The organism is Agrobacterium sp. 22-3639C2, assembly GCF_053522105.1.
This window is the reverse complement of the sequence record NZ_JBNWDB010000001.1, coordinates 559,015-585,580: the sequence shown is the minus strand read 5'-3', so window position 1 is coordinate 585,580 and position 26,566 is coordinate 559,015. Positions and strand designations below refer to the sequence as shown.

The window sequence follows — 26,566 nt, the reverse complement described above, 5'->3', positions numbered from 1 at the left end:
ACGTCGATAAAAGCCCGGAAAACTGGGGTTTCACCGGCTTGGAACGGCTTGGCCAACCACGGCAAAGTGAATGAAATAAATAGAAATTTAACCATTCTCGCCAATTCTGGAAATTACGTTTTTATGGTTTTGGCCGTAATATGAGGTTCATTTCGGGTGCGTTCTGGACTTCGGCGTTTTCTTTTCAACGGGCCGTCTATCGGCTAGACAAGCATGAAACTGGATGCTCCGTCTTCGTTGGCGGCGCTGGGTGCTACGAGGATCAAATTGCAAGTCACATCTGGAAAAACATCGGCAGCGCTGGTGCTGGCTCTCGGTCTTTCCGTTTCCACCGCTCTTCCCGGCAGCGCCGGCGCGGTAACGCTGATGGACCTTTTGCGTGGCGGGCCTGGCAAGGTTGCGCGCGATCGCGGTGAAATGCCGCCAGCCGGTATCGTCACCTCGCCGCCGACGGTCGGACCGAGCGCCGATGCATCCGATCCCGAGCCTCTGCCGCGTGTTTCCGGTCCACGTTATTACGATTACAAGGCCGATACCGCACGCGCTGTGAACACCGCCAATTTCGGCGATGGTCTTGCCAATGTGAAGTTCAGCGCCACCCCCGAAATTGGCAAGGCTCTGGAAGCCTATTACGGTGCCGGCGGCAAGGCGCTCTGGGTTTCGGAAGGCGAGCTGACTGCCCGCGCGAACGCCGTCATGGCGTTTTTGGAGACTGTTGGCGAAAGCGGCCTCGATCCGGCCGATTACAGCATTTCAGTACCCGCAAAGGACGTAACCGCCAGCATCAGCGCAGGCGCGAACGCATCCGGCACGCCGGTGGAAGTGGCTTCCGCATCGACCTCCGACGCCTATCAGCGCGCGCAGATGCAGTTCGAGCTTGCGCTTTCCGCCAAGGTTCTGGCCTATGTGCAGGATACGACGCGTGGCCGTGTCGATCCGAACCGGCTGTCCGGTTACCACGATTTCAAGCGCAAGACGGTGAACCTTGCGCCCGTGCTGAAGCTTGCAGGCCTCAGCCCCGATATCGCAGCCTATCTGCGCAGCCGTGAACCTTCGAACGCCGAATATCTGGCGCTGAAGGCCGAACTGGCCCGGTTGCGCAGCGAGGGTGATGCGGCCAACACGGTCAAGGTTCCCGCCGATCTGGTGCTGAAACCCGGCAACAGCAGCGGCGACATGGCGAGCGTCGTCAAGGCAATCGAACATCGCGCTTCGCCTGCCTTCAAGGCGGAACATGCGGCGATCATTTCCGGCTACCAGCAGACGCCGGGTTATACGCCTGATCTCGTTGATCTGGTGAAGGCATTCCAGAGCGAAAACGGCCTGAAGGCCGACGGCGTCATCGGCCGCGCGACCGTGCGTGCCATGGTCGGCGAAAGCAACGACGCCCGGATTGCCAAGGTGCAGGTGGCGATGGAGCAGATCCGCTGGCTGCCGGCCGATCTCGGCCAGCGCTACGTCTTGATCAACCAGCCCGCCTTCATGGCCTATTACCACAATGACGGACAGGAACAGTTCGGCATGAAGGTGGTAGTCGGCTCCAAGGCCAACCAGACCTACTTCTTCCAGGACGAAATCCAGACCGTCGAATTCAACCCCTATTGGGGCGTTCCGCAGTCGATCATCGTCAACGAGATGCTGCCGAAGCTGCGCCGCGATCCGTCCTATCTCGACCGTCTGGGTTATGAGGTACAGGTGGGTGGCCGTGCGGTTTCTTCCACCAGCGTCAACTGGTTCGGCTCCACCAACGCCATTTCGGTGCGTCAGCCGCCAAGCAGCGACAATGCGCTGGGCGACCTGAAAATCCTGTTCCCGAATGCGCATGCCATTTACATGCATGATACGCCTGCCAAGAGCTTCTTCAACCGCGATATGCGGGCGCTGAGCCACGGCTGTATCCGTCTGGTCGACCCGCGCCGCATGGCGGCCGCTGTTCTTGGCACCAGCGTCGACAAGGTCAACGAGCAGATTGCAGCGGGCAAGAACCGCGCCGTGCAGGTGCCGGTGAAGATACCGGTCTACGTGGCCTATTTTACCGCCTGGCCGGACAAGGCCGGCAAGGTGCAGTTCTTCGACGACGTCTACGACCGTGACAGCTACGTCCAGAAGGCGTTTGCGGTAACGACGAAGGCGCGGGCCGCGTCGATTTGATAGAAATCACATTGAGAAAAAGAAAGCGCCGGAAACGGCGCTTTTTTTGTTTGATGGCAAAGTCGCCACATGAATGGTGGCGTTAAACGGCAGCATCCGCACTCCGCCATCCCGGACTTGGTCAGGGGTCCAGTGCGATCAGGTCTTTGATCGCGAAAGAGTTGTATCACGGCGCAGACGCGCCGTGGCTCGATGCCGGATCAAGCCCGGCATGACGGTGGAGAACAGCTCCGTCTCAAGCCGCAGCGGCGCCCTTTGAGACCAGCTGCTCGAACAGCGCGGGCGTCAACGCAGTGAAGTCATCTATCACGACATCCGGTTCGAGTTCGGCCATCGGCACATCCGAATAACCGAAGGTGACGCCGATCGAGGGGACGGCCGCATTTTTGGCGGCGAGAATGTCGTTGATGCTGTCACCCACCATGACCGAGCGCTGCGGGTCGCCGCCAGCCTTTTCGATGGTGCCGAGAATATGGCGTGCATCAGGCTTGCGGAAAGGGAAGGTGTCGCCACAGGTGATGGCGGCGAAATATCGGGTGAGATCCAGTTTTTCGAGCAGCGGGAGCGTAAGGATTTCGGTCTTGTTGGTGCAGACCGCGAGCGTGATGCCAGCTGACGAAAGCGCATCCAGTACGCTGACGATGCCGGGGTAGGGGCGGCTGTCGCCGGGCATTTCCGCGCGATAATGGTCAATGAAACGCTCGTACAGCGGCTCCAGTTCGGCTTCCGGCAATTCTACCTGACGCAGCGCGAAGGCCCGCTTGATCATCACGCGCGCGCCCTGGCCGACGAGATGCGTCAGGTCGTCATAGGTAACGGGGGCAAGACCAGCTGCGGCGATGGTGTGGTTGAGGCTCGAAACGAGATCGGCGGCGGTGTCGACGAGCGTACCATCGAGGTCGAAGATGGCGAGCGGGGAGAGCGGGCGGGATGTCACGGGAACTGGCCTCTTGAGAGAATGCTTTTGGCGATGATATCGGTGCGTTCGTTGTGGCCAAGCCTAGGCAAACGGCTTTGTCTTTGCAACCGCGCCACAACGTTCTGTTCGTTGCCTGCAAAAATGCTTTCGTTTGGCTTTCGACCCGTGTAAACAGCACGGCGACGACAAAGCTACCGGAGTTTCAGGCACATGGATGCCCGCCAGATGAAGATCAAGGCCGCCGAGGCCGCATTGTCCCATGTGCAAGACGGGATGCGACTTGGTATCGGCACGGGCTCTACAGCTGAGGAATTCGTCAGGCTTCTGGCGGAAAAGGTTGCTGCCGGCCTGAAGGTCGAAGGCGTGCCGACATCCGAGCGTACCGCGCGCCTTTGCGTGGAGCTTGGTGTGCCGCTGAAATCCCTCGATGAGTTGCCGGAACTGGACCTTACCATCGATGGCGCGGACGAAGTGGATCACGGCCTGCGACTCGTCAAGGGTGGTGGCGGTGCGCTTCTGCGCGAAAAGATCGTGGCGGCGGCATCCGCCCGCATGATCGTCATCGCCGACCAGAGCAAGGTTGTGGAGACGCTTGGCGCCTTTCCGCTTCCCATCGAAATCAATCCGTTCGGTCAGGTGGCGACACAGATAGCCATCGAGAAACTGGCGGCGCGGTCCGGCCTGTCGGGCGACCTGACGATGCGTTCGTCGGGCGACGGCGCCTTCATGACGGATGGTGGACACCTCATTCTCGACGCATCTTTTGGCCGTATTCCTGATGCAGAAGCGCTTGCACGCGAGCTGAACACTATCCCCGGTGTTGTCGAGCACGGACTTTTCATAAATTTGGCATCGCTTGCCATCATTGCGGGTCCTGAAGGCGCCCGCGTGATGCAGGCAGTATAACAGGAGCGAGATTTTCATGATCAAACTAGCGGGACTGGGCAAAGCTGCCGCTGCTTCGATCCTCATTTCCGGCATCGTGTTCGGTACTGCCGCACGCGCTCAGGAAATTTCGGAAGCGCATATCGCTGCCGCACGGCAGGCGATCGCCTCTCTTGGCGTTACTGACCGTTTCGATGATATCCTGCCGGGTCTGGCGGAACGTCTGAAGGCCGAACTCATTCAGGCATCGCCGAATGTGCAGGACGCGATCACCGCGACTGTCGACGCCAAGGCACTTGAGCTTGCGCCGCGCCGCGCCGATCTGGAACGCGAGGCAGCACTCACCTACGCGCGCGCCTTCTCCGTCGAAGAGCTGAACGCCATCTCCACCTTCTACAGCAGCGAAGCCGGCAAGAAGCTTCTGAAGGACGGCCCTATCGCCACGCGCGAACTGATGAAGGCTGCCGACATCTGGGCCGCGGGCATCAACCGCGATCTGAACACCTCCAGCATGACCGAATTGCAGAAGGTGGCCGGCGCTGATCTGAAGCCGCTTCCGGCCGATCAGGGCAACACCGGTGGCGCTCCGGCTCACAAGCCCTGAGTGAAATAGATAGAGCGTCGGGTCCCAAAGCTCACGTTCAGAAATATTCAAAGCCCGGCCGCAAGGTCGGGCTTTTCATTTGTGCATCGCAGCACCTATATGTGCCATGAATACGCCACAGCCCGCCTTGAGGCCGATGGCACGTGGTTTTGATCAGGGGTTTTGACTATGACAGCTTATGACTACGATCTTTTCGTTATCGGTGGCGGCTCGGGCGGCGTTCGCAGCGCTCGCGTTGCCGCCTCACTCGGCAAGCGTGTGGGAATTGCCGAGGAATACCGTTACGGCGGAACCTGCGTCATCCGTGGTTGCGTGCCGAAGAAGCTGTTCGTTTATGCCTCGCAATTTCCGGAGCATTTCGAGGATGCCGAAGGTTTCGGCTGGAGCGTTGGCGAGCGTCGTTTCGACTGGAAAAAGCTGATCGAAGCGAAAGACAGGGAAATTACCCGTCTCGAAGGGCTGTACCGCAAGGGTTTGGATAACGCCAAGGCCGATATTTTGGACAGCCGTGCAGAGCTTGTCGATGCGCATACCGTGAAGCTGACGAAGACTGGTGAGACCTTCACGGCCGAGCGTATCGTGATTGCCGTTGGCGGTACGCCGAACGAACACAAGGCGCTGCCCGGCCACGAGCTGACGATCTCCTCCAACGAGGCTTTCGACCTGGAAGAACTGCCGAAATCGATCCTGATCGCTGGCGGTGGTTACATCGCCGTGGAATTCGCCAATATCTTCCACGGACTCGGTGTCGAAACGACGCTGATCTATCGCGGCAAGGAAATCCTTTCGCGCTTCGATCACGATATGCGCAAGGGCCTTCATGAAGCGATGGAAGCCAAGGGCATTCGCATCATTCTTGAAGACGTCATTCAGGAAGTGAGCAAGGACGGTGCGGGCGGCTTTGTGGCACGCACGAAGCAGGGCAACTCGCTGCATGTCGGCCTGGTGATGCTGGCGCTCGGTCGCGATCCGAATACGCATGGTCTAGGCCTTGAAAATGCCGGTGTGAAGGTGGATGCGCGCGGCGCGATCATCGTAGATGAGTATTCGCGCACGAACGTTCCTAGTATCTTCGCACTGGGTGACGTCACCGATCGGGTACAGCTGACGCCGGTGGCGATCCACGAGGCCATGTGCTTCATCGAAACCGAGTACAAGAACAACCCGACCAAGCCGGACCACGAGCTTATTGCCACTGCGGTGTTCTCGCAGCCGGAAATCGGCACGGTTGGACTTTCTGAAGAGGAAGCGGGCAAGAAATACCCGGAACTGGAAGTCTATCGCGCGCAGTTCCGTCCGATGAAGGCAACGCTGTCCGGGCGTCAGGAAAAGACGATCATGAAGCTGATCGTCAATGCCGCCGACCGTAGGGTCGTCGGCGCGCATATTCTCGGCCACGAGGCGGGCGAAATGGCGCAGCTCCTCGGCATCACGCTGAAGGCCGGATGCACCAAGGACGATTTCGATCGCACCATGGCGGTTCATCCGACAGCGGCCGAGGAACTGGTGACGATGTATTCGCCAAGCTACCGCGTGGTGAACGGCGAGCGCGTGTAACGCCGTCGCTTGCGCGACGTGATCACGTCTCCGCCTTGCTCGCCACCACTTGAAAACCGTTGTTTTCCGGGTGGTGGCGGGTTTATTAAATCGTTTGAATTGACTTTTATGCACGTTAAACGCCCAAAACGGGCGGAATGGGCCCGATGGCCCTGACATCGGCTATGCAAAGCCTGTGCTTGGAGCTATAAGCCGCTCAATTTTTCGAGGCGGTCGTGCACAAATGCGCGGGCGAGAAAAGGGTAAGGACATGGCACAGAATTGGACACCCGGCAGTTGGCGGCAGAAACCGATCCAGCAGGTTCCCGAATATCCTGACGCGGCAGCGCTTGCGGCGACGGAAGCCACGCTTGCGACCTATCCGCCGCTCGTTTTTGCCGGTGAAGCCCGCCGCCTGAAAAAGCAGCTTGCCAATGTGGCAGACGGCAACGCCTTTCTGTTGCAGGGTGGCGATTGCGCCGAAAGCTTCCTCGAGCATGGCGCGGATAATATCCGCGACTTCTTCCGCGCTTTCCTGCAGATGGCTGTCGTCCTGACCTATGGTGCGCAGCTGCCGGTGGTGAAAGTCGGTCGTATTGCCGGTCAGTTCGCCAAGCCCCGCTCTTCGAACGTGGAAGTGCTCGATGGCGTGACGCTGCCGTCCTACCGCGGCGACATCATCAACGGCATCGAGTTCAATGAGACCTCGCGTGTGCCGAACCCCGAGCGTCAGCTCGACGCGTACCGCCAGTCGGCGGCGACGCTTAACCTGCTGCGCGCTTTCGCAATGGGCGGCTACGCCAACCTTGAAAACGTCCACCAGTGGATGCTCGGCTTCATCAAGGACAGCCCGCAGGCGGATCGTTACCGCAAGCTGGCTGACCGGATTTCCGAGACCATGAACTTCATGCAGGCAATCGGCATCAGCGCAGAAAACAATCCTAGCCTGCGCGAAACCGATTTCTTCACCAGCCACGAGGCTCTGCTGCTCGGTTACGAAGAGGCGCTGACCCGCGTCGATTCGACCTCCGGTGACTGGTATGCCACGTCGGGCCACATGATCTGGATCGGCGACCGCACGCGTCAGCTCGACCATGCGCATGTGGAATATTTCCGCGGCATCAAGAACCCGATCGGCCTGAAGTGCGGACCGTCGCTGACGCCGGATAATCTGATCGAGCTGATCGACGCGCTGAACCCTGCAAACGAGGCCGGCCGTCTGACGCTGATCTGCCGTTTCGGCCACGACAAGGTGGCGGACAGCCTGCCGAAGCTCATCCGTGCCGTGGAGAAAGAGGGCCGCAAGGTGGTCTGGTCCTGCGATCCGATGCATGGCAACACCATCACGCTCAACCACTACAAGACGCGTCCGTTCGAGCGCATCCTGTCGGAAGTCGAAAGCTTCTTCCAGATCCACCGTGCCGAAGGCACACATCCGGGCGGCATCCACATCGAGATGACCGGCAAGGACGTGACCGAGTGCACCGGCGGCGCCCGCGCCGTAACGGCGGATTCGCTGTCGGATCGTTACCACACCCATTGCGATCCGCGTCTCAACGCCGATCAGGCACTGGAGCTGGCTTTCCTTCTGTCCGAGCGCATGAAGAGCGGCCGGGACGAGAAGCGTCTGGCAATTGCTACTGCCTGACAGAGGCAGATCAAACAAAAAAGCCGCCGGATACTGCCGGCGGCTTTTTTTATGGTTGTCGGCCTGATTACTGGACGAGTGCCGGCTGCTGGCAGCGAACGTCGGTGACGCGCACATCGGCTTCGCCGATCTTGACGCCGAGTACCAGCAGCACGTTGTAGAGCAGCTGATCCACGGGCGCCGTGACTGCCGCGAGCGTGTTGGCAAGCGCTGACTGGATGCCCGCCAGACCTCCCAGATCGATATTAAGGAAGAGAAGCCTGATATCCAGATTGAGGTTCTTCAGCAGTGAACTGACAAGAGTGGTAACGGTATCCTTGGTGGAAACACTCTTGATCTTGGCCTGGGTGATATCCGACTGGGTAAAGGTCAGCTTGGTCTTCGTCATGTTCGTGGCATTGATGAGGGCGCTGCCATTGATGGCGAGCAGGGCCGAATCCACGATCGCCGTCTTGGTGACGCGCGGATCCTTGCCGAAATTGGCAAAGGCCGTGGTATCGACATTGCCAAGCGCGATTTCTGCGACGCCGGGAACGACTTCGACATCGACCGTACCCTGTCCGCCGCCCGTGCAGCGAATGTCGGCGAGCCGCGCTTCGGCATGGGCGACTTCCACATAGAGCGGAATATTGACCTTCAGACCGGCAATCGCCTGAAGCCCGTCAACCACGACACTGACCGCCAGACGGGTTTGTGCGGTGCGCACCACCGTGCCCTGGCCGCCGACGGCAAGCGACGGCGTTTCGACGGGTGGCTCACCGATGGCGAGCGTCGTCTTGACCGAGGCGAGACCGAGAAGATTGGCGTTGAGGTTGAGCGCCAGCTGGTTGCCGCCATTGCCTGCCACGGCAGCGGCGTTGAGAAGATCGAAGACGCCTGCGGTGACCTTGAGGTTTTCGCCGCTACCGATCAGCTTGTCCGAGAACGGGCCGAGATTGAGGATTTCTTCAAGCTTGAGCTTGATGTTGCTCTTGTTAGCGGTTTTTGCCAGCGTCTTCAGAATGTTGGCCACAGCCGGCTGCAGGCCGGTGGTCTTCGTCAGCGCGTCCAGGAATTTGCCGTAGGTGATTTCCGTCTTCAGGACATCCTTGTAGGTGCTGGCTGTCAGGTTGAGATCGACAGCCAGCGCTTCGACGACATGCAGCGCGTTGACATCAGCAGCCACAAGCGCCTGGTAATCCATAACCTTGAGCGAGACCGTGGTGCCGAGCAGGCCGCCGAGCAGGCTGTTCAAAATGCCTTCATCGAGGCTCGCCAGTCGCGAGCCCACCGAAAATGCCGCGATCTTTTGGGATGAGGCCGTTCCGGCCGCGGAAATCTTGGGCGGCGTGGTGAAGGCGGAAGCAAAGAATATCTGACCCTTTTCGACGATATTCACTTTCATCGCATTGGTGGGAAGTGCATTTTCGACGAAACGCTGGCCGACAGGCAGGGTCGCGTCCGGCTCATAGTGACCTTTGACGACTTCGGCATAACCGTTGCTCTTGGCAAATTCGTTCAAGGGGTCGAAAGGTTGAAGACCGTCCACGGTCAAGAGGCCATTCGGTGTCTTGACCCCGAGATTCATGCCGTTGAGGGCGAAATATTGCTGGACCGCCTTTTCGGGATCAGCGGCATTGGCCGCCGCTGATATGGCCGCAAGATCGGCGGTCTGCTGCAATTGCCGCTTCTGCAGGGTCAGATAGCCATAGTCGACGCCAAGCGCCAATATGCCGATGAAAAGCGGTGCGGTAAGCCCGGCCGAGATGGCGATGTTGCCTGTGCGATCCTTCAGGAAACGGGGAAGCAAAGAAGAGATATTTTGCATGTCATGCTCCTCCGATCCGGATTGTGGAAAAACGCCGAATGACCGGCTCTGGCAGGGTGTAGCTGTAGAGGCTCCAGATCGGCAGATCACGGGCGTCATATTCCACCTTGACCGTGAATTGGTTGGCATTGGCGGGATCGGTGGCGACGTTGACCGTGAAACGCGTCTTGTCCATGAAGGCGTAGCTGAGGTCACTTTTGGTGACGAAATCACGGGCCAGCTGCTGGCGCTCGGTCGTATTCAGTCCGGCAACTGCCGTCCTTGCCGCGTCGGCGGCGATCTGCTGCACAGAATAGGCGGCCATCAGGTAGATACCGTAGGCAATCATTGTCAGCAGGACGAGAAAGAAAATCGGCGCGACGATGGCGAACTCGACAGCGGACGAGCCGGATCGATCACGAAGGAAATGCACTCCATTACGCATAAAGCACCCCCGTTTCTTCAGGCACCAAAGTCAGATGCCTTTATTCTTATTTTCGGAAATGCTAATTTATAGGTGTTAATTTTGTATTGATGTCGCTCTTATGGGTTGCAGGCCGGGAAAGGCCTTCGCGTTGATACCCATGGATTTCAGATCAGCCGAAGCCCTTTGAAGCTGGCGTGGCCGTCTTTGCCGATGATGATGTGGTCGTGCACTGCTATCCCCAGCGGCTTTGCCGTATCGATGATGGTTTTGGTCATCTCGATATCGGCACGCGAGGGGGTAGGGTCTCCACTCGGATGATTATGTATTAAAATCAAAGCTGTAGAGGAAAGTTCGAGGGCGCGGCGCACCACTTCGCGCGGGTAAACCGGCGTGTGGTCCACGGTTCCCTGACCCTGCACCTCGTCGGCGATCAGGACGTTGCGCTTGTCGAGGAACAGGATGCGGAATTGTTCGCGGGTTTCATGGGCCATGGCGGCATGGCAATAGTCGATGACGGAAGACCAGGAGCCGAGAATCTGCTTGTTGCGGATTTCGCCCTTCAGCATGCGCTGGGAAACGGAGGCGACGAGCTTCAGATCGAGCGCCACGGCCTCACCCACGCCCTTCACCTCCTGCAACAGCGGCAGCGGCGCGCCGAGCACCCCGCCAAGGGTACCAAAGCGGGCGATCAACGCTTTGGCGATGGGTTTGGTATCACGCCTCGGTATCAGCCGGAAAAGCAGAAGCTCCAGCAGTTCGTAATCGGCAAGGGCGGTATCGCCGCCGTCGCGATAACGCGCCCGCAGCCTGTCCCGATGGCCGTGATAGTGTGCGATCTCCGCTTCCGGCTCCGCAACGGCTGCGGGGTGTTCCGAGGTCTTCTTCACCGCACTTCGCGGTTCGGCAAAGAAGCCGCGCTCATCCGTTCCGTCGAACAGATCGCCGTTTCCCGCCTGAAAGCCGGAGGTCGATGGAAGATCGGCGGAAGGCGGGGCAGGGCGTTTTGCCATGGCGGTCTGGCCTTATGCGAGTGGCGGCAGGCCCGGACGGTCAAAGCCGCCCGGCGACAGTGTGAAGATTTCGCAACCGGTCGCGGTTACGCCGACCGCATGTTCGTATTGTGCGGAAAGGGAGCGGTCGCGCGTGACTGCCGTCCAGCCATCGGAGAGCACCTTCACATGCGGCTTGCCGAGGTTGATCATCGGCTCGATGGTGAAGATCATGCCCTCGCGAATCTCCGGGCCTTCGTCCGGGCGGCCGTAGTGCAGGATATTGGGGGTGTCGTGGAACAGACGTCCAACGCCGTGGCCGCAGAAATCACGCACCACCGAGCAACGTTCCGCCTCGGCATAGGCCTGAATAGCCGCGCCGATCGCGCCGGTGCGCGCACCCGGTTTCACTGCCGCGATGCCGAGCATCAGGCATTCATAGGTCACTTCCATCAGACGTTCAGCCGCGCGCTTGATCGTGCCGACCGGATACATGCGGCTCGAATCGCCGTGCCAGCCGTCCAGAATATAGGTCACGTCGATATTGACGATTTCGCCTTCGCGCAGCGGCTTTGCGTCCGGAATGCCGTGGCAGACCACATGGTTGATAGAGGTGCAGACGGACTTGGTATAACCGCGGTAATTCAGTGTTGCCGGCAAAGCGCCATGGTCGGCGCCGAACTCGAAGACGAAACGGTCGATGGCGTCAGTCGTCACACCCGGCTTGACGATTGCCGCCAGTTCGTCGAGGCAACGCGCCGTCAGCTGGCACGCCTTGCGCATCCCGTCGAAATCCTCAGGGGTATAAAGGCGGATGACGCCGGTATTCTTGAGGGGGGCGGAGGCTGCGTCGATATAGGTGACCATCATAGTGCTTTCTGTCTCTTTACGTCCCTGTTCATAAAACAGCCGGACGCCATTCGTCCATCTTAACCGTTCCCGTGACTGAAATTTGTGCCGGGGAAACGTCGCATTTCACCGCATAGGCCTCCACGCCGCGCGACATGGCCCGCTGAAACGCCAGCGCATAGACCGGATCCAGATCATCGCAGATGCGCATCTGGTCGCAATCGTTGCGCTGAATGAGATAGAGCATCACCGCGCGGTGACCGGCCTCTGCTGCGTCGCCCAGCTCCTCCAGATGTTTGGCGCCGCGTTTGGTGGCGGTATCAGGGAATTCGGCCAGACCTTTTTCGCGCATGAAATGCACGTTTTTTACTTCCACATAGGCATCCGGCCGCCCAATTTCGGAAAGCAGGAAATCGATGCGGGAATTGCGGCCGTATTTCTGCTCGCGCCGGATCGTCGAATAGCCGGCAAGCTGCGGGATGCGGCCATTGAAGATCGCTTCTTCCGCCAGCCGGTTCGGCATGCCGGTATTGATGCCGACCACGGTGCCATCGGCCTCGACCATTTCCAGCATATGCCGGTACTTGCGGGTTGGGCTGTCATGCTCGGACAGCCAGATACGCGAGCCGGGCGTGGTCAATCCGCGCATGGAGCCGGTATTGGGGCAGGAGCCTGTAATCGCCGTGCCGTCCTCCAGAACAGCGTCGAAGAGGAAACGCTTGTAGCGGGCGATCAGCGTGGCGGGAACGAGTGGGGGCGTGAAGAGCATGTGGCCTGAAAGATGAGAGGTGGGGGCTGGTCAGGACAGGACGTAGGTTCCGGGGGCATCGCCGAGCACTGGTCGGTTGCCGTCTCCCGGCGCCCTTGCCTTTACCTTTTCGCCATTCTGGCTTTCGATCCAGTTTTGCCAGTGCACCCACCATGATCCCTTGTGGGCCGTGGCTGCGGCCTGCCAGGCATCGAAGTCTCCGGATGGTGATGCGCCTGTCCAATATTGGTATTTTTCGGATTGCGGCGGATTGACCACACCCGCTATGTGGCCGGAAGCGCCGAGCACGAATTCCACGGGGCCGCCGAACAGTGCCGCCCCCGTGAAGACCGATTTCGCTGGCGCGATATGGTCGTCGCGGGTTGCGAGATCATAGACGGGGATTTTTATGTCGCCGAGGTTGATCCGCTTGTCCGCCACGCGCATCAGCCCGCGGGCGAGATTGTTGTCGAGATAACAATTGCGCAGATAGAAGGAATGGCAGGCAGCGGTCACCCGGGTAGAATCGGAATTCCAGTAGAGGAGATCGAAGGGCAGGGGTTCCGTGCCGCGCAGATAATTATCGACCATATAGGGCCAGATAAGATCGGAGGCGCGCAGCATGTTGAAGACTGTGGCCATGATCGAGCCATCGAGATAACCGACGGCCTGCATGTGCCTGTCGAGCGCGGCGAGCTGGCCTTCGTCGATGAAGACCTTGAGGTCGCCCGCATGGATGAAATCCGTCTGGGCGGCGAGAAGTGTGGCGCTGCGAATGCGCTCATTGCCTTCCTGCGCATGCAATGCCAGAGCCGAAGACAAAAGCGTGCCGCCGACGCAATAGCCGATGGCGTTGATCTCTTTTTCGTCGGTTTGCTCCTCGATCGTGTCGAGGGCGAAATCGATACCTTCGCGGATATAGTCCTCCCAGCCCTTGTCGGCCAGCCTGGCGTCCGGGTTGATCCACGAGACCATGAACACGCTGTGACCCTGATCGAGACACCATTTAACGAAGGATTTCTGTGGGTTGAGATCGAGGATATAAAATTTGTTGATCCATGGCGGCACGATGAGCAGCGGCCGTTTGAGGGCCTTTTTCGTCGTCGGCGCGTAATGGATGATCTCGCAGAGCGGGCTTTTGGCAACCACCTTGCCTGATGTGATGGCGATGTTCTGGCCGATGACGAATTTGCTGTAATCGGTCTGGCGCAGTTTCAGATGGCCGTGGCCGGCCGCGACATCTTCGGCAAGCTGTGCCATGCCCTTGACGAGATTGGCCCCGCTGGACGCGACCGTCTCGCGGAAGACCTGCGGATTGGTGAAGACGAAGTTGGCCGGCGAGAGGGCTTCCGTCATCTGGCGCATGTAAAACAACGCCTTGGTGCGGGTGTGCTCGTCCAGCCCTTCGGCTTCCATAACCATCCGGTCGGCAAAACCGACGGTAGTCTGATAGGCTTTGAGGAGAAAATCGAAAAACGGATTGGCCTGCCAGTCCGCGTCGGCAAAACGCCTGTTCTTTCGCTCTGCCGGGCCGGTCTCCGCGGCCTTTTCCGAGCGGGAATCGGCATCTTCCGAAAACTGTGCCACCGATTTTGTCCACAGATCGAAATAGCTGGAAAGCAGATGGGTCTGGGCTTCGAGTGAGCGCTTCGGTTCAGCCATCCAATATTCGGCGACGTCGGACAGCGTCTTGACGAGGTCGGTCATCGGATCGGCGCTGGTCTGCGGAATTTCACCGCGTTCGCGGGGTGCCAGCCATTCGGACGCGGCTTTGCCGAGGTTTTCCAGCGCGCGGGCGATGTTGACCGCAAAGGCTTCCGGGTCGCGGATCAGGTAAGCCTCGGCGGATGTGGCGTCGAAACCGGGCGTTTTGCCACCCTTTTTCTCTGCCCCGCCGTCAACACCTGCCATGCGCTGTCCTCCACCAAATTTGTGTTTGCACATTCTGCATGAAAACGAATACAAGTTCCACCAGCAAGGGGAGGCCACGAAGAGCCGAACCGCAGTCGAATTCGATATCGGCGATATCCTTACAGGCGGAACATGACGATGGGCAAGCACATGGGTACATGGGGAAGATTTGCGGAAAACGCTGGAAGGATCGCCCTTCTTTCGCTTTCCGGCGCCATGCTCGTTACAGTACTTGCCGCCTGCAAGACCCCGGCACCGATCGTCGCACCGGCCCATATGCCCCACCCGCAAGCCCAAATCGTCGGCCCGCGCCCCGTCAGCGACAATGTGGTGAGCCAGAGACGCGATACCGGCACCTATCCAAGCTTTTCAGCGCCTATTACGGCTGCCGGCAGCCAGATGGGGGATGATGAAGCGTCCAAAATGGAATCGAACCTGTCGCGCCTGGGTGCTGCACGCCGCAACGGCCAGATTTCGGAAGCTGAATACAAACGCCGAGTCGCGGAATTGCGGGCGCTTGGCGAAAACCAGAAGCCGGTTGCGACGCCTGTTACGCAGTAAGGTTCTTCCGTTCGTCGTTCTGGGGCCTTTACCGAGAATCGACAACCTGTGGATCTCGGGATTCGCTCGGCACAAGGCCGAGGATAACGGCAATCCTTGTGCTTCATTCTGTACCAAGCCGCTCTCATAACCCCTTATTTACCCTGCATTTGAACCATCTGCTTACTGAAGATGTTAAGCGGATGGATGCGCTTTGCCGCCTATGATGCGGTCATAACAAACAGGCCGCTGAAAAAGCGGTAGACAGGATGAAATATCATGAGATGCATCGCTGCTTTGCTGGTTCTTGCCGGTTTTGCGCTCGCACCCGCGCAGGCGCGGGCGCCGTACATCAACATCGGAACGTCAGCGCCTCAGGGACGATGAAAAGTTGAAAAACGCCGGTCAGTCGTTTCCGGCGGCTTCGCTGAGCATATCGAGGTCCGGCACTGTAATATGACGGTTGTTCTCGATGCTGATCGTGCCTTCCTTGCGCAGCTTAGTCATTTGCCGGCTAACTGTTTCGATGGTGAGACCAAGGAAATCGGCTATATCTGCGCGCGATAGCGGCAGGTCGAACGTTGATTTATCGTCCTTTTCCGGATCGATATGCGTGGCGATCATATAAAGGAAGCTGGCAACCTTTTCCTGTGCCGATTTTCGGCCAAGTGTCAGCATCCAGTCGCGCGCCTCATCCAGTTCCTTCAGAGACTGGCTGTGAAGCTTGCGTTCCATATCCGGCACTTCGGAAACCATGCGGTCGACGATACGGCGCGGGAACAGGCAGATTTCCACATCGGTTGCGGCTTCCGCCGTCATCTTGCTTTCCGCCATGAACGGGCGGCCGAGAAAATCCGGTGCAAATTGCAGGCCGACGATCTGCTGGCGGCCATCCGACATCATCTTCGAGAGCTTCACCACGCCGTTGAGAATGTTGCCGTAGGAGCTGACGAGCTCCCCCTGGGCAAGCAGCTCGTTGCCCGCTTCCAGCTTCTTACGGCTGGAATGACGGTTGAGGTCGCAGAGCTGCTGCGGCGTCAACGTGCTGCAAAGACCACCGTGACGCGCCTCGCAGGAGCGGCATACGACGGGATATTCCGAATTGTGGATGGTCTTCTGTAGCGTGTCCATCAGCCTTTTCCGATGCTGGCTTTAAGGGACGAATGCGACCGCAGGTGTAAAATCCGGTCTTTTCGAAGGCTTGCGCCGCGTAGTCGTCGCCCCCGCGTCTACTTTAGCAAGAACTTAAGGTGCAATTTGATTGAAGTCAAAGTTGCAAACTGTCGCAGCCGTTACTGAAGGGGAGGAAATCGACATTTTCTTGATAAAAGGCAAATCCGGGGATGAATACCGAACTTCTTCGCAAATATTCGGGCGCCGTGCCGCGTTACACGAGCTATCCTACCGCGCCGCACTTTCACGAGGGAATCGATAATGGCACCTATCGCCGCTGGCTCGGCGAGCTTGGCCACCGGAACCGGATATCGCTTTACCTGCATATTCCCTATTGCGACCGGCTGTGCTGGTTCTGTGCCTGCCACACCAAGCACACGCTGAAATACGAGCCGATTGCCGTTTATCTTGAGGCACTTAGGCGGGAGATAGCAGCCGTCGGCTCGCTTGTTTCCCCCGATGCAGTGGTCAGCGCGGTGCATTTTGGCGGCGGTTCTCCCACTATGCTGAGGCCTGAAGACATGATGGGCCTGATGGACTGTCTAAGACGCCATTTCACCTTTGGTCTGGCGCCCGAAATCAGCGTGGAAATGGACCCGAACGATCTTGACGAAAGTCGCTATGACGCGCTTGCCGTCATCGGCATGACGCGCGCGAGCCTCGGTGTGCAGGACTTTGATGACAAAGTGCAAAAAACCATCAACCGGATTCAGACCTTCGAGCAGACGGAATCGGTGGTAGATGCCGTGCGGGCAAGGGGCGTTCACTCGGTCAATTGCGACATTCTCTATGGCCTGCCGTTCCAGACCTGCGAGACATTGCAACAGACGGTTGACCAGATCATCTCACTCGACCCCGACCGGATCGCGCTGTTCGGTTATGCGCATGTTCCGTGGATGAAAAAACACCAGTCGCTGATCCCTGAGCAGGCATTGCCAGATATTGCCGAGCGCTACCGCCAGATGACGATGGCGGCGGATATGCTCGGCAAGGCGGGTTACAGGGCAATCGGGATCGATCACTTCGCCAAGCCCGCCGACACTCTGAGCCGCGCGGTCGAGACGGGGGAGCTGCGGCGGAATTTTCAGGGCTACACCACTGACACGGCTGATGCCCTGATCGGGCTTGGTGCATCCGCGATCGGCCGGTTGCCCCAGGGCTACGTGCAGAACATGGTGGCGACGGGGGAATATCAGCGGATGGTGGGCGATGGTGGTTTCGCGGTTCTAAAGGGAATAGAATTGTCCGAGGACGATCACCTGCGCTCCTATGTCATCGAGCGGCTGATGTGCGATTTTTTGCTCGATCTGGGCGATTTGAAGCGGCGTTTCGGCAGGGCCAGCCATTCCGTCAGCATGGAGGCGCAGCTTTTCGCTGGCGGCGACAGGGACGGTGTGGTGCGGATGGATGGCGATGTTTTTGCCGTGACAGAGGCGGGAAAACCCTTTGTCCGTCATATTGCGGCAACCTTCGACGCCTATCTCGGCAGCGGACGCGGCCGTCATTCGGTTGCTGTTTAGGCAACAGTTTCAAGGCAAATTTCAAAGTTACGTCACGAAACCATTGGCTTTTTTGTGCGACTTGCCTATGTGGTGCGTCAGACAGGATATTTAATACGAACGACAATAAGGATTATGGGCGTGACAGCTACATTCGACAAGGTTGCCGACATTATCGCCGAAACCAGCGAAATCGACCGCGAAACCATTACGCCGGAAAGCCACACGATCGACGATCTGGGCATCGACAGCCTCGACTTTCTGGATATCGTTTTCGCCATCGACAAGGAATTCGGTATCAAGATTCCGCTCGAGCAGTGGACGCAGGAAGTCAACGAAGGCAAGGTTACCACCGAAGAATATTTCGTGCTGAAGAACCTCTGTGCCAAGATCGACGAATTGCGCGCAGCCAAGGGCTGAGGCGATAATGCCCGCTTCGAGCGGGCATTTCTTTTTCTGGACCTGACCTTCAGGGACGGGTCGTAACCGACCAGAAACGGGCCGGACGGATGCTGCTTGAATATTTTCAGATGATCGACAAGGTCGAAGCCGTGGACATGGCGACGCGCACATTGAAGGCGCGGTCTGTCGTTCCCGACAAAAGCCCGGTTTTCGAGGGACATTTCCCCGGCATGCCGCTGGTTCCGGGCGTGCTTCTGATCGAGACCATGGCGCAGGCTTCCGGCATGATGGTTCTGGCGTTCAGCGATTTTTCCGCCATGCCCTTCCTGATGTCGGTTGACGGCGCCAAGATGCGCACCTTCGTGGAGCCGGGCGCGGTTCTCGATATCGAGGCGGTGCTGGAACATGACGGTTCGGGTTTTGCAGTCACCAAGGCGAAGATCACTTGCGAAGGCAAGAAGGTCTGCGATGCGCAGCTGAAGCTCAGGACAATGCCTTTCAGCGAAATTCCGCTCGCGCCTATCGTCAGGAAGCGGGCCGAGGAAGTCGGCCTGATGGCGGCGATTGTCGCGGATGCGCAAAAATAAGCGCTTCCGCTGATGCCGGGAGACGGCATTTTTCCCCTAGACCCGGTTTTGATTCACGAAAATCGTGGGCTTGTGCTGGCGGATCGGGCCTTCACCATTGCCAATCCGCATCGCGCGCTTTATTCCGCAACGCATGGAGTGGTCGTTTGCGACCGCTGTTGGATAGCCGTGACCGCTTCAATGGGTCAGGCTGCAAAGGATGACAGACGATGAAATCTGACAATGATGTGGTGATAACCGGGGTCGGCATCGTGACCTGTCACGGCGTCGGCAGCCAGGCGCATCTTGCGCTTCTTTCGGGAACTGCGGCGCCGGCAACGGTGATCGAGACCGAAAAGTTCAAACCCTATCCGGTTCATCCCATGCCGGAGATCGACTGGTCCACGCAGATTGCCAAGCGCGGCGACCAGCGCCAGATGGAAAACTGGCAGCGTCTCGGCGTTTTTGCCGCCGGCCTCGCGCTTGATGATGCAGGGCTGAAGGAAAACCCGGAAGCCTGCGCTACCATGGACATGATCGTGGCTGCCGGCGGTGGCGAGCGCGACATCAATGTCGATACGCTGATTGTCGATGAGGCGCTGAAGCGCAACGACCGCGAAGTGCTGCTCAACGAGAAGCTAACGACGGAATTGCGTCCGACCCTGTTTCTCGCCCAGCTTTCCAATCTGATGGCCGGTAACATTTCCATCGTTCACAAGGTCACAGGGTCCTCCCGTACCTTCATGGGCGAGGAAGCAGCCGGCATTTCCGCAGTCGAGACTGCGTTTCACCGTATCCGTTCCGGCGAATCCAGCCACGCCCTGGTGGGCGGCGCCTTCTCGGCCGAGCGCCCGGACATGATCCTGCTGTTTGAAGCGATCGGCGCGCATGCGCAGGGCGATTGGCAGCCGCTTTGGTCGCGTGGCGGCCAGGACGGCGGCGGCATGATTTCCGGTTCGCTGGGAGCCTTCCTGGTGCTGGAATCGCGCAAGCACGCCAGTGAACGCGGCGCACGCATCTATGCCCGCATCGACGCCATCGAGGGCGATCGTGGTAGCCGTGATGACGGCAAGATGGAAAAGCGCATGGAACGGCTGCTTGCCCCTGCAAAGGACAGTGCTGCGACCGTCGTGTTTTCCGGTGCGAGCGGTTACGACGCCGTGACGCAGCGTGAAAAGAATATTCTCGAAAAAGCTTTGCCGCAGGCCGTCATTCGCGGTTTCGGCGGTATCACCGGCCATGGACTTGAAGCACAGTTCCCGCTTGGGCTGGCGCTTGCTGCCCTGACGCTTGAAAGCGGCGCGAAGGTTCCTACTTTCGATGGCGCCGCGGAAAAGCCTATGGGCGAGGCGGCCAGCGAAGCGGTCGTCACCACCGTCGGCCATGTTCGCGGCGAAGGTGTCGCCGTTCTGTCCCGTGACGTGTGAGGAGAAAAGACCATGACTTCCAACTTCAAGGATCATCTCGGTCGCCCGATCGTTGCAGTCACCGGTATGGGCATCATCACATCGCTCGGGCAGGGTCTTGCCGATAACTGGGCGGCTCTGACTGCGGGCAAGTCGGGCATCCACAAGATTACCCGCTTCCCGACGGAGGGGCTTTCTACAAGGATCAGCGGCACCGTCGATTTCATCGACATCCCGGTTCCGAATTCCGTCGAGCGCTCTTATGCCTTTGCACGCGAGACAACCATTGAGGCTTTGGCGCAGGCCGGCATATCGGGCGATTTCGATGGCCCGCTGTTTCTGGCTGCACCACCGATCGAGCCGGAATGGAGCGCGCGTTTCGAGCTTGCCGACCGGTCTCCGCCGGCCGCCCAGCCGGGTGATGCCTATGAACGGTTCCTGACGGCTTTCCGTCAACGTCCGGACCCGGCGTTTCAGGAAGCGGCTCTTTTCGGCGCGATTTCGGAGCGTCTTTCGGACCGCTTTGGTACACGCGGCCTGCCGGTCACGCTCTCGACGGCCTGTGCATCCGGCGCGACCGCAATCCAGCTTGGTGTCGAGGCTATCCGCCAGGGCCGCACTGAGCGCGCGCTGACGGTTGCTACAGACGGTTCGGTCAGCGCCGAAGCGCTGATCCGCTTTTCGCTTCTTTCGGCGCTGTCGACCCAGAATGAGCCGCCGGAAAAGGCATCCAAGCCGTTCAGCAAGGACCGCGACGGTTTCGTGATCGCCGAAGGTGCGGCAACGCTGGTGCTGGAATCGCTGGAATCGGCAATTGCGCGCGGCGCGAAGGTTCTCGGCATCATCAAGGGCGCCGGCGAGAAGGCCGACAGCTTCCACCGCACGCGTTCCTCGCCAGATGGCGGCCCGGCGATCGCGACGATCCGCGCCGCACTTGCGGATGCGGGTGTTGCTGAAAGCGATATCGGCTACATCAACGCCCACGGCACCTCGACGCCGGAAAACGACAAGATGGAATATGGCTCGATGCTTGCCGTCTTCGGCGAAGGCCTGAAAGACATTCCGCTGTCATCCAACAAGTCGATGATCGGCCATACGCTGACGGCGGCCGGTGCTGTGGAGGCGGTGTTCTCGTTACAGACCATGCTGACCGGCACCCTGCCGCCGACGATCAACTACAACAACCCCGATCCGACCATTTCGCTCGATGTGGTGCCAAATGTGAAGCGGGACGCGACGGTCAATGCCGTGCTTTCCAACTCCTTCGGGTTCGGCGGGCAGAATGCCAGCCTTGTCATGACGCGTGAACCGGCTTAACCGGTTCCGCCAGAAGACAGGGGCGTTTCCGGCCTGAACGAAGCCCGGGAACGCTCTCGCTGGTGTGACTACACATTCCGACCGCAAAACCGTTACAGAGTTTTGCTGGAATTACTCTTGAGATAGACGCCTCCGGGCGAAGGACTAAAAACATGCGCGCTCTTCAACTCGTGGACGACCGGAAGCTCGAAAAAGTGGACCTGCCTGAACCCGATGCACCAGGTCCGGGCGAGGTGACGCTGCGCATCAAGGCCGTGGCGCTGAACCACATCGACGTCTGGGGCTGGCGCGGCATGGCTTTTGCCAAGCGCAAGATGCCGCTGACCATCGGTGCTGAGGCTTCGGGCGTAGTGGAGGCCATTGGCCCGGGCGTTTCGAATGTGCTGCCTGGCCAGCTCGTCGCGATCTACGGCGCGCGCACCTGCGGGATCTGCAAGCCGTGCCGTGAAGGCCGTGACAATCTTTGTGAACATGTTCAGGGCGTGCACGGTTTCCATCTCGACGGCTTTGCGCAGGAAAAGATCAATATTCCCGCCCGCCAGCTCGTTCCGGCGCCGCATGGCGTCGATGCCATCGGCGCGGCTCTGGCGCCTGTGACCTTCGGCACGGTCGAGCACATGCTGTTTGACAATGCCAAGCTGGAATCGGCCGAAACGATCCTCGTGCATGCCGGCGGTTCCGGTATCGGCACGGCGGCGATCCAGCTGGCCAAGAAGATGGGCTGCACCGTCATCACCACCGTCGGCTCCGACGACAAGATCGAACGGGCGAAGGCCCTGGGTGCCGATCACGTCATCAACTACCGGACCGACCGTTTCGAAGGCGTCGTGCGAAAGCTGACGAAAAAGAAGGGTGTAGACGTGGTGTTCGAGCATGTCGGCAAAGACACCTGGGCGGGATCGATGTTCTCGCTGAAGCGTGGCGGCCGTCTCGTCACCTGCGGCTCAACCTCAGGCGTATCGACCGATATCAACCTGATGATGCTGTTCCAGCAGCAGCTGAAGCTGCTCGGCTCCTTCGGTTGCCGCATGGAAAACATGGCCAACGCCATGCAGAAGATGGCGCGCGGCATCGTTCATCCTGTTATCGACACAGAAGTCACCTTCGAGGATATCGACCGGGCGCTGGAGCGCATGGAAACGCGCCAGGTATTCGGCAAAATCGTTCTGCGGATGGATTGACGCCTTGAAACTGTTCATTACGCGGATCGTCCTGAAGCTGGACCATTTCCGGCAATGGCTGATTGCGACGTTTGCCTTCGGCCTTCTCAATCTGCTGAAGATATTTCCAGCTGACGCGGGAATTCGCGCTGCAGACAGGCTGGCGCGCTTCGTGGGGCCGAAAACTGGCCGCCACAAGCTGATGCTCTACAATCTGGCGCGCGCCTTTCCGGAGAAATCCGAAGAGGAGCGGCTTACCATCGCAATGGACAGCTGGGGCAGCATGGGGCGGCTTGCGGCGGAATATGTCTTTCTCGACAGGCTGTTCGATTTCGATCCGGAAAATAGCGAGCCGGGCCGTATCCGGGTCGAGGGTATTTCGACCTTTATCGAGCTTCGCGACAACCCGCGGCCCTTCATCGTATTTACTGCCCATAGCGGCAATTTCGAATTGTTGCCGGTGGCCAGTTCTGCCTTCGGTCTGGATGTGACGGTGCTGTTCCGGCCGCCGAATAATCCTTTCGTGGCCGACAAGGTGTTCAAGTTCCGCAAGGAACGCATGGGCAATCTCGTGCCGTCGCATGCCGGCTCTTCCTTCGCGCTTGCGCGGCAGCTGGAAAGGGGCGGCGGTGTCGGCGTGCTCGTCGACCAGAAGTTCGGCAAAGGCTTGACGACGAAGTTCTTTGGCCATGAGGTGCGCACCAACCCGCTTCTTGCCAAGCTGGTGCGGCAGTTCAATTGCGATGTCTATCCCGCCCGTTGCGTGCGTCTGCCTGATAACCGCTACCGGCTGGAAATAGAGCCGAGGGTTGAAATTCCGCGCGATGAAAAAGGAAATGTCGATATTCAGGCGACGGCGCAGCTTTTGAATGACAAGGTGGAAAGCTGGGTCCGCGAATATCCCGAACAATGGCTGTGGTATCACGACCGTTGGGACGTTAAACACCAGATCTGATTATTTGCAGCGCGGCCGAATTTCTAGTGATTTTTTACAGAATTCGGCCGTAAAATTGCGTTTTTAAGTATTTTTACTTATTAGTGGAACCTTATTTTTCGTTCATGGATAATCGAAATTGAAAAAATAGCAGTAGCTATGATATTTTAGAGATTAATCCCTGCGGCGGTCCTGCGTGTCGTTACGTCATTTTTTAATGCACAGACGCTACAATGAGGGGATAAGTGTCTATCCATTCGGATTGGGAGCGGGCTGTTTGCCCGTTCAGGGAGAGTTGGGTTGAAAGATTTGATTGAGCTGTTCTGGCTGCGTTATACGGAACTGCAATCAGCGGTTGGTAAGAACGAGGCCGACAAGATCGCAGTGCTGGAGCGTGAACTGGAGCTGCTGCTTGATCGGGTCATCGGGCGTAAGACCGGCAGTTCCGAGGACATTCGTGAGCAATTCCGTTTCGCCATCGACCTCCTTAATCACGAGGCGGAAGATCTCGGCTGCGTGCAGCGCAATTCCGATCTTTTGAGAACGCTGGTCGACCGCTATGTCGGCATGCCGCTCAAGGCAAAGGTGATCGGCGACGAGGACGAGGACATCCTGGAGTGGCATCACCGCCATCTCATTCTCGATGAGGATATGCTGAACGACCTCGACGAGCCGGTGGTCGTCGTTTCTCCCGGTTATCGGGTGTCATTCTCCAATGGTATCGATGCTTTTCCGCGCAATACGCCGGAAGGGCCTTTGGGATGTCATATCGCCGAGCTTGTCGGAGTGCACCGTTTTCAGAACGATCTGCGGGAGAGGCTCGACAATTGCTTCAAGGGCGGTACGTCGAAATACACCTATGCCGAAGATCATGACGGCCATACGATCGTAAAATCGCTGGAAATGTCGCCCTGCTATTCCTCCAACTACAAGCTGGTTGGCGCAATGGTGGTCATCCGCGAAATCGCCGATCGCAGGCGCCGTCGCGCCACGGCATAAATTCACGGTTCGAACGCAAGCGTCGAGCCGTGTCCTTTTCCTGTCATTTCGGGAAGATGGTTTCCCAGATCGTGGCGATTGACCATGCGGATGATGCATCCGCAAGAAGCTTCGTCGCCATTGCCAGACAGGAAAGAACCAAAAGCGGGCGGATGATCTTCGCGCCGTTTTTCATCGCAAACCGCGATCCGATCTGCGCGCCGACGAACTGGCCGATGCCCATGGCGATGCCAAGCTTCCAGAGAACCGCGCCTCCAGCCGCAAAAACAACAAAGCCGCCGAAGTTCGAACCCAGGTTCAGAAGCTTGGTATGGGCGGTTGCCTTCAGCATGCCGAAGCCGGCAAGCCCCACGAAGGCAAGCATGTAAAAGGAACCCGCGCCGGGGCCGAAAACGCCATCATAGAAACCCACGAGCGGTGCGGCGGTGAGGCCGAACACGAAAGGCGTGATGCGGCGATGGCTGTCGATATCACTGAGCTGCGGCTTGAAGGCGAAATACAGGGCAATCGCGATCAGCAGGAAGGGCATGATGGTACGCAGGAGGTCTGACGGCACGAAGGCGGCGGTGAAAGCACCGAGCCCGCCGCCGATCATCGCCATGATCGCCATCGGCAATTGTTCCCTCAGATCGACATGGCCGCGGCGGGCATAGGCAATGGTGGCCGACGCCGAGCCGAACTGCGATTGCAGCTTGTTGGTGCCGAGCGTATCGAGCGGCGGAATTCCCATGATCAGCATGGCCGGGATGGTGATGAGACCGCCGCCACCGGCGATGGAATCGATAAATCCGGCAAAGATGGCGACGCAGAAAAGAACGAGAAAAACGTTGAGGGCGATGTCTTGCACTTGGCATGTCCAGACGGGCTTAAGGGAGAGGGCCTCTTCTTTCACCGAAAAGATCGCCACGCAATATTTTTCTCTCCGATCCGGGACGGGCAGGGGGATTGCGGTGTTGCCGCTTATGGGTATGTTTCCGTGGCGCACCGCCAGACGCGGCGATGACGAGACATCAGGATGAGGGCATTATGCATAAAGTGATATTCGATACGGACCCCGGTGTAGATGATGCCATGGCGCTTCTTTTCCTGCACCGTCACCCCGATATCGATCTGATCGGCGTCACCACCGTCTTCGGCAACGCGCCCATCGATATCACAACTCGCAATGCGCTCTTCCTGAAACGGGAATGGCAGATGACGGCGCCGGTAGCGAAAGGTGCGGGCGTGACCTTCGATCCGGCCCGCAAGGAAGGCCACTGGCCGACTTTCATCCATGGCGAAAACGGTCTCGGCGATATCGATATTCCAGAGACCATCGATCTGCCGCTCGATCCGCGTCCCGCGCATCGCTTTATTATCGAGACGGTCAAGGCCAATCCCGGCGAGGTGACGCTGATCGCTGTTGGTCGCATGACCAATCTGGCCTTGGCGCTGCGCGAAGAGCCGGATTTTGCGGCGTTGGTGAAGCAGGTGATCGTCATGGGCGGCGCCTTCGATATCAACGGCAATGTGTCGCCGGCGGCCGAGGCCAATATTCACGGTGATCCGGAAGCGGCCGATCTCGTCTTCACCGCGCCCTGGCGCGTGGTCGTCGTCGGCCTGGACGTGACGACGAAAACGGTGATGACCAGCGCCTTCATGGCCGAGATGGCAGAGGCGGGCGGCAAGCCGGTGCAGCTGCTTTCCGATCTGTCGCAATTCTACATCGATTTCTACAAGACCCGCACCGGCGATGGCATGGTGGTGCATGACAGCTGCGCCTGCGTTTACCTTGTTGCGCCCGAACTGTTCGAGACCCGCAGCGGCCCTATACGCGTCGTCTGCGGCGGGCTTGCCGATGGCCAGACCATTCAGAAGCCGGATGGCCGCGCCTTTCCGCCGGGCGACTGGGACGGGCATCCGAGCCAGCTCATCTGCACCGATATCAAGCCGGAGCGGGTGCTTTCCGTCATTCGCGCGGCAATTGTGAAGGGCGAGCGCGACTGAACGGCCGGAATGGCCGTTCTTGAGCATGGTCTGCCTTGCAATTTCCAAGAATCTGGCGTTATGCAGGTTTCCTGATTACATTGCGCAATTCGACATGCCTGTGGTCTGAAAAGGCCGCGCCGGAGCCACAA

At 58.8% G+C, this 26,566-nt stretch carries 24 protein-coding genes; 15 read left to right on the top strand and 9 right to left on the bottom strand.

What is annotated here, in order from left to right; translation table 11 throughout:
- The first annotated feature begins 213 nt into the window (after positions 1-213).
- Complete coding sequence (locus tag ACQZ6D_RS02890; protein ID WP_083211496.1) at positions 214-2,151, top strand: L,D-transpeptidase family protein; 1,938 nt, start codon at positions 214-216, stop codon at positions 2,149-2,151.
- 235 nt (positions 2,152-2,386) lie between these two features.
- Here ACQZ6D_RS02890 and ACQZ6D_RS02885 read toward each other — a convergent pair whose 3' ends face one another.
- Entirely contained in the window at positions 2,387-3,088 is a 702-nt protein-coding gene (locus ACQZ6D_RS02885) for an HAD family hydrolase (protein WP_448729602.1), read from the bottom strand.
- A 192-nt stretch (positions 3,089-3,280) separates the two neighbouring features.
- On the opposite strand from ACQZ6D_RS02885, the gene rpiA reads away from it, so the two are divergent.
- The 4 genes from rpiA to ACQZ6D_RS02865 all read left to right on the top strand — a co-directional run bounded on the left by rpiA (position 3,281) and on the right by ACQZ6D_RS02865 (position 7,743).
- Positions 3,281-3,976, top strand: a complete 696-nt coding sequence (gene rpiA / locus ACQZ6D_RS02880) for a ribose-5-phosphate isomerase RpiA (RefSeq protein WP_003515412.1) — start codon at positions 3,281-3,283, stop codon at positions 3,974-3,976.
- A 16-nt stretch (positions 3,977-3,992) separates the two neighbouring features.
- Positions 3,993-4,559 (top strand): DUF2059 domain-containing protein, encoded by a 567-nt coding sequence (locus ACQZ6D_RS02875; protein ID WP_013636215.1) that lies wholly within the window; start codon positions 3,993-3,995, stop codon positions 4,557-4,559.
- A gap of 168 nt (positions 4,560-4,727) precedes the next feature.
- Positions 4,728-6,116 (top strand): glutathione-disulfide reductase, encoded by a 1,389-nt coding sequence (gor, locus tag ACQZ6D_RS02870; RefSeq protein ID WP_065702481.1) that lies wholly within the window; start codon positions 4,728-4,730, stop codon positions 6,114-6,116.
- Between the two features lie 250 nt (positions 6,117-6,366).
- Positions 6,367-7,743, top strand: coding sequence for a class II 3-deoxy-7-phosphoheptulonate synthase (locus ACQZ6D_RS02865; protein WP_003515403.1), 1,377 nt, complete (start codon positions 6,367-6,369; stop codon positions 7,741-7,743).
- Between the two features lie 67 nt (positions 7,744-7,810).
- Here the strand turns inward: ACQZ6D_RS02865 and ACQZ6D_RS02860 are convergent, their stop codons facing one another.
- From ACQZ6D_RS02860 to ACQZ6D_RS02835, 6 genes are all read right to left on the bottom strand, one after another.
- Complete coding sequence (locus ACQZ6D_RS02860; RefSeq protein ID WP_065702482.1) at positions 7,811-9,550, bottom strand: TadG family pilus assembly protein; 1,740 nt, start codon at positions 9,548-9,550, stop codon at positions 7,811-7,813.
- A gap of 1 nt (position 9,551) precedes the next feature.
- The gene (locus ACQZ6D_RS02855) at positions 9,552-9,974 is read right to left on the bottom strand and encodes a TadE/TadG family type IV pilus assembly protein (RefSeq protein WP_003515401.1); all 423 of its coding nucleotides are present in this window, start codon (positions 9,972-9,974) and stop codon (positions 9,552-9,554) included.
- A 146-nt stretch (positions 9,975-10,120) separates the two neighbouring features.
- Complete coding sequence (gene radC / locus ACQZ6D_RS02850) at positions 10,121-10,966, bottom strand: RadC family protein (RefSeq protein WP_013636211.1); 846 nt, start codon at positions 10,964-10,966, stop codon at positions 10,121-10,123.
- A gap of 12 nt (positions 10,967-10,978) precedes the next feature.
- On the bottom strand, positions 10,979-11,812 hold the full coding sequence (gene map, locus ACQZ6D_RS02845; protein WP_025593534.1) for a type I methionyl aminopeptidase: 834 nt from the start codon (positions 11,810-11,812) through the stop codon (positions 10,979-10,981).
- Positions 11,813-11,843: 31 nt separating this feature from the next.
- Entirely contained in the window at positions 11,844-12,563 is a 720-nt protein-coding gene (gene sfsA / locus ACQZ6D_RS02840; protein ID WP_019566219.1) for a DNA/RNA nuclease SfsA, read from the bottom strand.
- A 30-nt stretch (positions 12,564-12,593) separates the two neighbouring features.
- On the bottom strand, positions 12,594-14,453 hold the full coding sequence (locus ACQZ6D_RS02835; RefSeq protein WP_019566220.1) for a PHA/PHB synthase family protein: 1,860 nt from the start codon (positions 14,451-14,453) through the stop codon (positions 12,594-12,596).
- Positions 14,454-14,591: 138 nt separating this feature from the next.
- Here ACQZ6D_RS02835 and ACQZ6D_RS02830 point away from each other — a divergent pair, with 138 nt between their 5' ends.
- Positions 14,592-15,014, top strand: a complete 423-nt coding sequence (locus ACQZ6D_RS02830) for a hypothetical protein (protein WP_003515396.1) — start codon at positions 14,592-14,594, stop codon at positions 15,012-15,014.
- Positions 15,015-15,398: 384 nt separating this feature from the next.
- Here the strand turns inward: ACQZ6D_RS02830 and fnrN are convergent, their stop codons facing one another.
- On the bottom strand, positions 15,399-16,124 hold the full coding sequence (gene fnrN, locus ACQZ6D_RS02825) for a transcriptional regulator FnrN (protein ID WP_003515395.1): 726 nt from the start codon (positions 16,122-16,124) through the stop codon (positions 15,399-15,401).
- 212 nt (positions 16,125-16,336) lie between these two features.
- Here fnrN and hemN point away from each other — a divergent pair, with 212 nt between their 5' ends.
- From hemN to ACQZ6D_RS02785, 8 genes are all read left to right on the top strand, one after another.
- Positions 16,337-17,686, top strand: a complete 1,350-nt coding sequence (gene hemN, locus ACQZ6D_RS02820) for an oxygen-independent coproporphyrinogen III oxidase (protein WP_115063116.1) — start codon at positions 16,337-16,339, stop codon at positions 17,684-17,686.
- Positions 17,687-17,800: 114 nt separating this feature from the next.
- The gene (locus ACQZ6D_RS02815) at positions 17,801-18,085 is read left to right on the top strand and encodes an acyl carrier protein (protein ID WP_019566223.1); all 285 of its coding nucleotides are present in this window, start codon (positions 17,801-17,803) and stop codon (positions 18,083-18,085) included.
- Between the two features lie 89 nt (positions 18,086-18,174).
- Positions 18,175-18,654, top strand: coding sequence for a hotdog family protein (locus ACQZ6D_RS02810; protein ID WP_003515392.1), 480 nt, complete (start codon positions 18,175-18,177; stop codon positions 18,652-18,654).
- Positions 18,655-18,863: 209 nt separating this feature from the next.
- Positions 18,864-20,060 carry a beta-ketoacyl-ACP synthase gene (locus ACQZ6D_RS02805; RefSeq protein ID WP_003515391.1) on the top strand — a complete coding sequence of 399 codons (1,197 nt, stop codon included), beginning with the start codon at positions 18,864-18,866 and terminating at the stop codon, positions 20,058-20,060.
- Between the two features lie 12 nt (positions 20,061-20,072).
- Positions 20,073-21,356, top strand: coding sequence for a beta-ketoacyl-ACP synthase (locus ACQZ6D_RS02800; protein WP_003515389.1), 1,284 nt, complete (start codon positions 20,073-20,075; stop codon positions 21,354-21,356).
- Positions 21,357-21,508: 152 nt separating this feature from the next.
- A complete protein-coding gene (locus ACQZ6D_RS02795) occupies positions 21,509-22,537 on the top strand; it encodes a zinc-binding dehydrogenase (protein WP_065702487.1) in 1,029 nt (342 codons plus the stop codon).
- Positions 22,538-22,541: 4 nt separating this feature from the next.
- Positions 22,542-23,471, top strand: coding sequence for a lipid A biosynthesis lauroyl acyltransferase (locus ACQZ6D_RS02790; RefSeq protein ID WP_019566226.1), 930 nt, complete (start codon positions 22,542-22,544; stop codon positions 23,469-23,471).
- A 279-nt stretch (positions 23,472-23,750) separates the two neighbouring features.
- Positions 23,751-24,449: a hypothetical protein gene (locus ACQZ6D_RS02785; protein WP_013636202.1), complete on the top strand. Its 699-nt coding sequence runs from the start codon at positions 23,751-23,753 to the stop codon at positions 24,447-24,449.
- 43 nt (positions 24,450-24,492) lie between these two features.
- Here ACQZ6D_RS02785 and ACQZ6D_RS02780 read toward each other — a convergent pair whose 3' ends face one another.
- Positions 24,493-25,296: a TSUP family transporter gene (locus tag ACQZ6D_RS02780; RefSeq protein WP_448729601.1), complete on the bottom strand. Its 804-nt coding sequence runs from the start codon at positions 25,294-25,296 to the stop codon at positions 24,493-24,495.
- A gap of 179 nt (positions 25,297-25,475) precedes the next feature.
- Between ACQZ6D_RS02780 and ACQZ6D_RS02775 the strand changes: the two genes are divergently transcribed.
- The gene (locus ACQZ6D_RS02775; RefSeq protein WP_019566228.1) at positions 25,476-26,435 is read left to right on the top strand and encodes a nucleoside hydrolase; all 960 of its coding nucleotides are present in this window, start codon (positions 25,476-25,478) and stop codon (positions 26,433-26,435) included.
- The last annotated feature ends 131 nt before the right edge of the window (positions 26,436-26,566 follow it).

Coding starts and splice junctions, on each gene's coding strand:
- ACQZ6D_RS02890 (WP_083211496.1), top strand. CDS start 214: ATGAAACTGGATGCTCCGTCTTCGTTGGCGGCGCTGGGTGCTACGAGG.
- rpiA (WP_003515412.1), top strand. CDS start 3,281: ATGGATGCCCGCCAGATGAAGATCAAGGCCGCCGAGGCCGCATTGTCC.
- ACQZ6D_RS02875 (WP_013636215.1), top strand. CDS start 3,993: ATGATCAAACTAGCGGGACTGGGCAAAGCTGCCGCTGCTTCGATCCTC.
- gor (WP_065702481.1), top strand. CDS start 4,728: ATGACAGCTTATGACTACGATCTTTTCGTTATCGGTGGCGGCTCGGGC.
- ACQZ6D_RS02865 (WP_003515403.1), top strand. CDS start 6,367: ATGGCACAGAATTGGACACCCGGCAGTTGGCGGCAGAAACCGATCCAG.
- ACQZ6D_RS02860 (WP_065702482.1), bottom strand. CDS start 9,550: ATGCAAAATATCTCTTCTTTGCTTCCCCGTTTCCTGAAGGATCGCACA.
- ACQZ6D_RS02855 (WP_003515401.1), bottom strand. CDS start 9,974: ATGCGTAATGGAGTGCATTTCCTTCGTGATCGATCCGGCTCGTCCGCT.
- radC (WP_013636211.1), bottom strand. CDS start 10,966: ATGGCAAAACGCCCTGCCCCGCCTTCCGCCGATCTTCCATCGACCTCC.
- map (WP_025593534.1), bottom strand. CDS start 11,812: ATGGTCACCTATATCGACGCAGCCTCCGCCCCCCTCAAGAATACCGGC.
- sfsA (WP_019566219.1), bottom strand. CDS start 12,563: ATGCTCTTCACGCCCCCACTCGTTCCCGCCACGCTGATCGCCCGCTAC.
- ACQZ6D_RS02835 (WP_019566220.1), bottom strand. CDS start 14,453: ATGGCAGGTGTTGACGGCGGGGCAGAGAAAAAGGGTGGCAAAACGCCC.
- ACQZ6D_RS02830 (WP_003515396.1), top strand. CDS start 14,592: ATGGGCAAGCACATGGGTACATGGGGAAGATTTGCGGAAAACGCTGGA.
- fnrN (WP_003515395.1), bottom strand. CDS start 16,124: ATGGACACGCTACAGAAGACCATCCACAATTCGGAATATCCCGTCGTA.
- hemN (WP_115063116.1), top strand. CDS start 16,337: ATGAATACCGAACTTCTTCGCAAATATTCGGGCGCCGTGCCGCGTTAC.
- ACQZ6D_RS02815 (WP_019566223.1), top strand. CDS start 17,801: ATGGGCGTGACAGCTACATTCGACAAGGTTGCCGACATTATCGCCGAA.
- ACQZ6D_RS02810 (WP_003515392.1), top strand. CDS start 18,175: ATGCTGCTTGAATATTTTCAGATGATCGACAAGGTCGAAGCCGTGGAC.
- ACQZ6D_RS02805 (WP_003515391.1), top strand. CDS start 18,864: ATGAAATCTGACAATGATGTGGTGATAACCGGGGTCGGCATCGTGACC.
- ACQZ6D_RS02800 (WP_003515389.1), top strand. CDS start 20,073: ATGACTTCCAACTTCAAGGATCATCTCGGTCGCCCGATCGTTGCAGTC.
- ACQZ6D_RS02795 (WP_065702487.1), top strand. CDS start 21,509: ATGCGCGCTCTTCAACTCGTGGACGACCGGAAGCTCGAAAAAGTGGAC.
- ACQZ6D_RS02775 (WP_019566228.1), top strand. CDS start 25,476: ATGCATAAAGTGATATTCGATACGGACCCCGGTGTAGATGATGCCATG.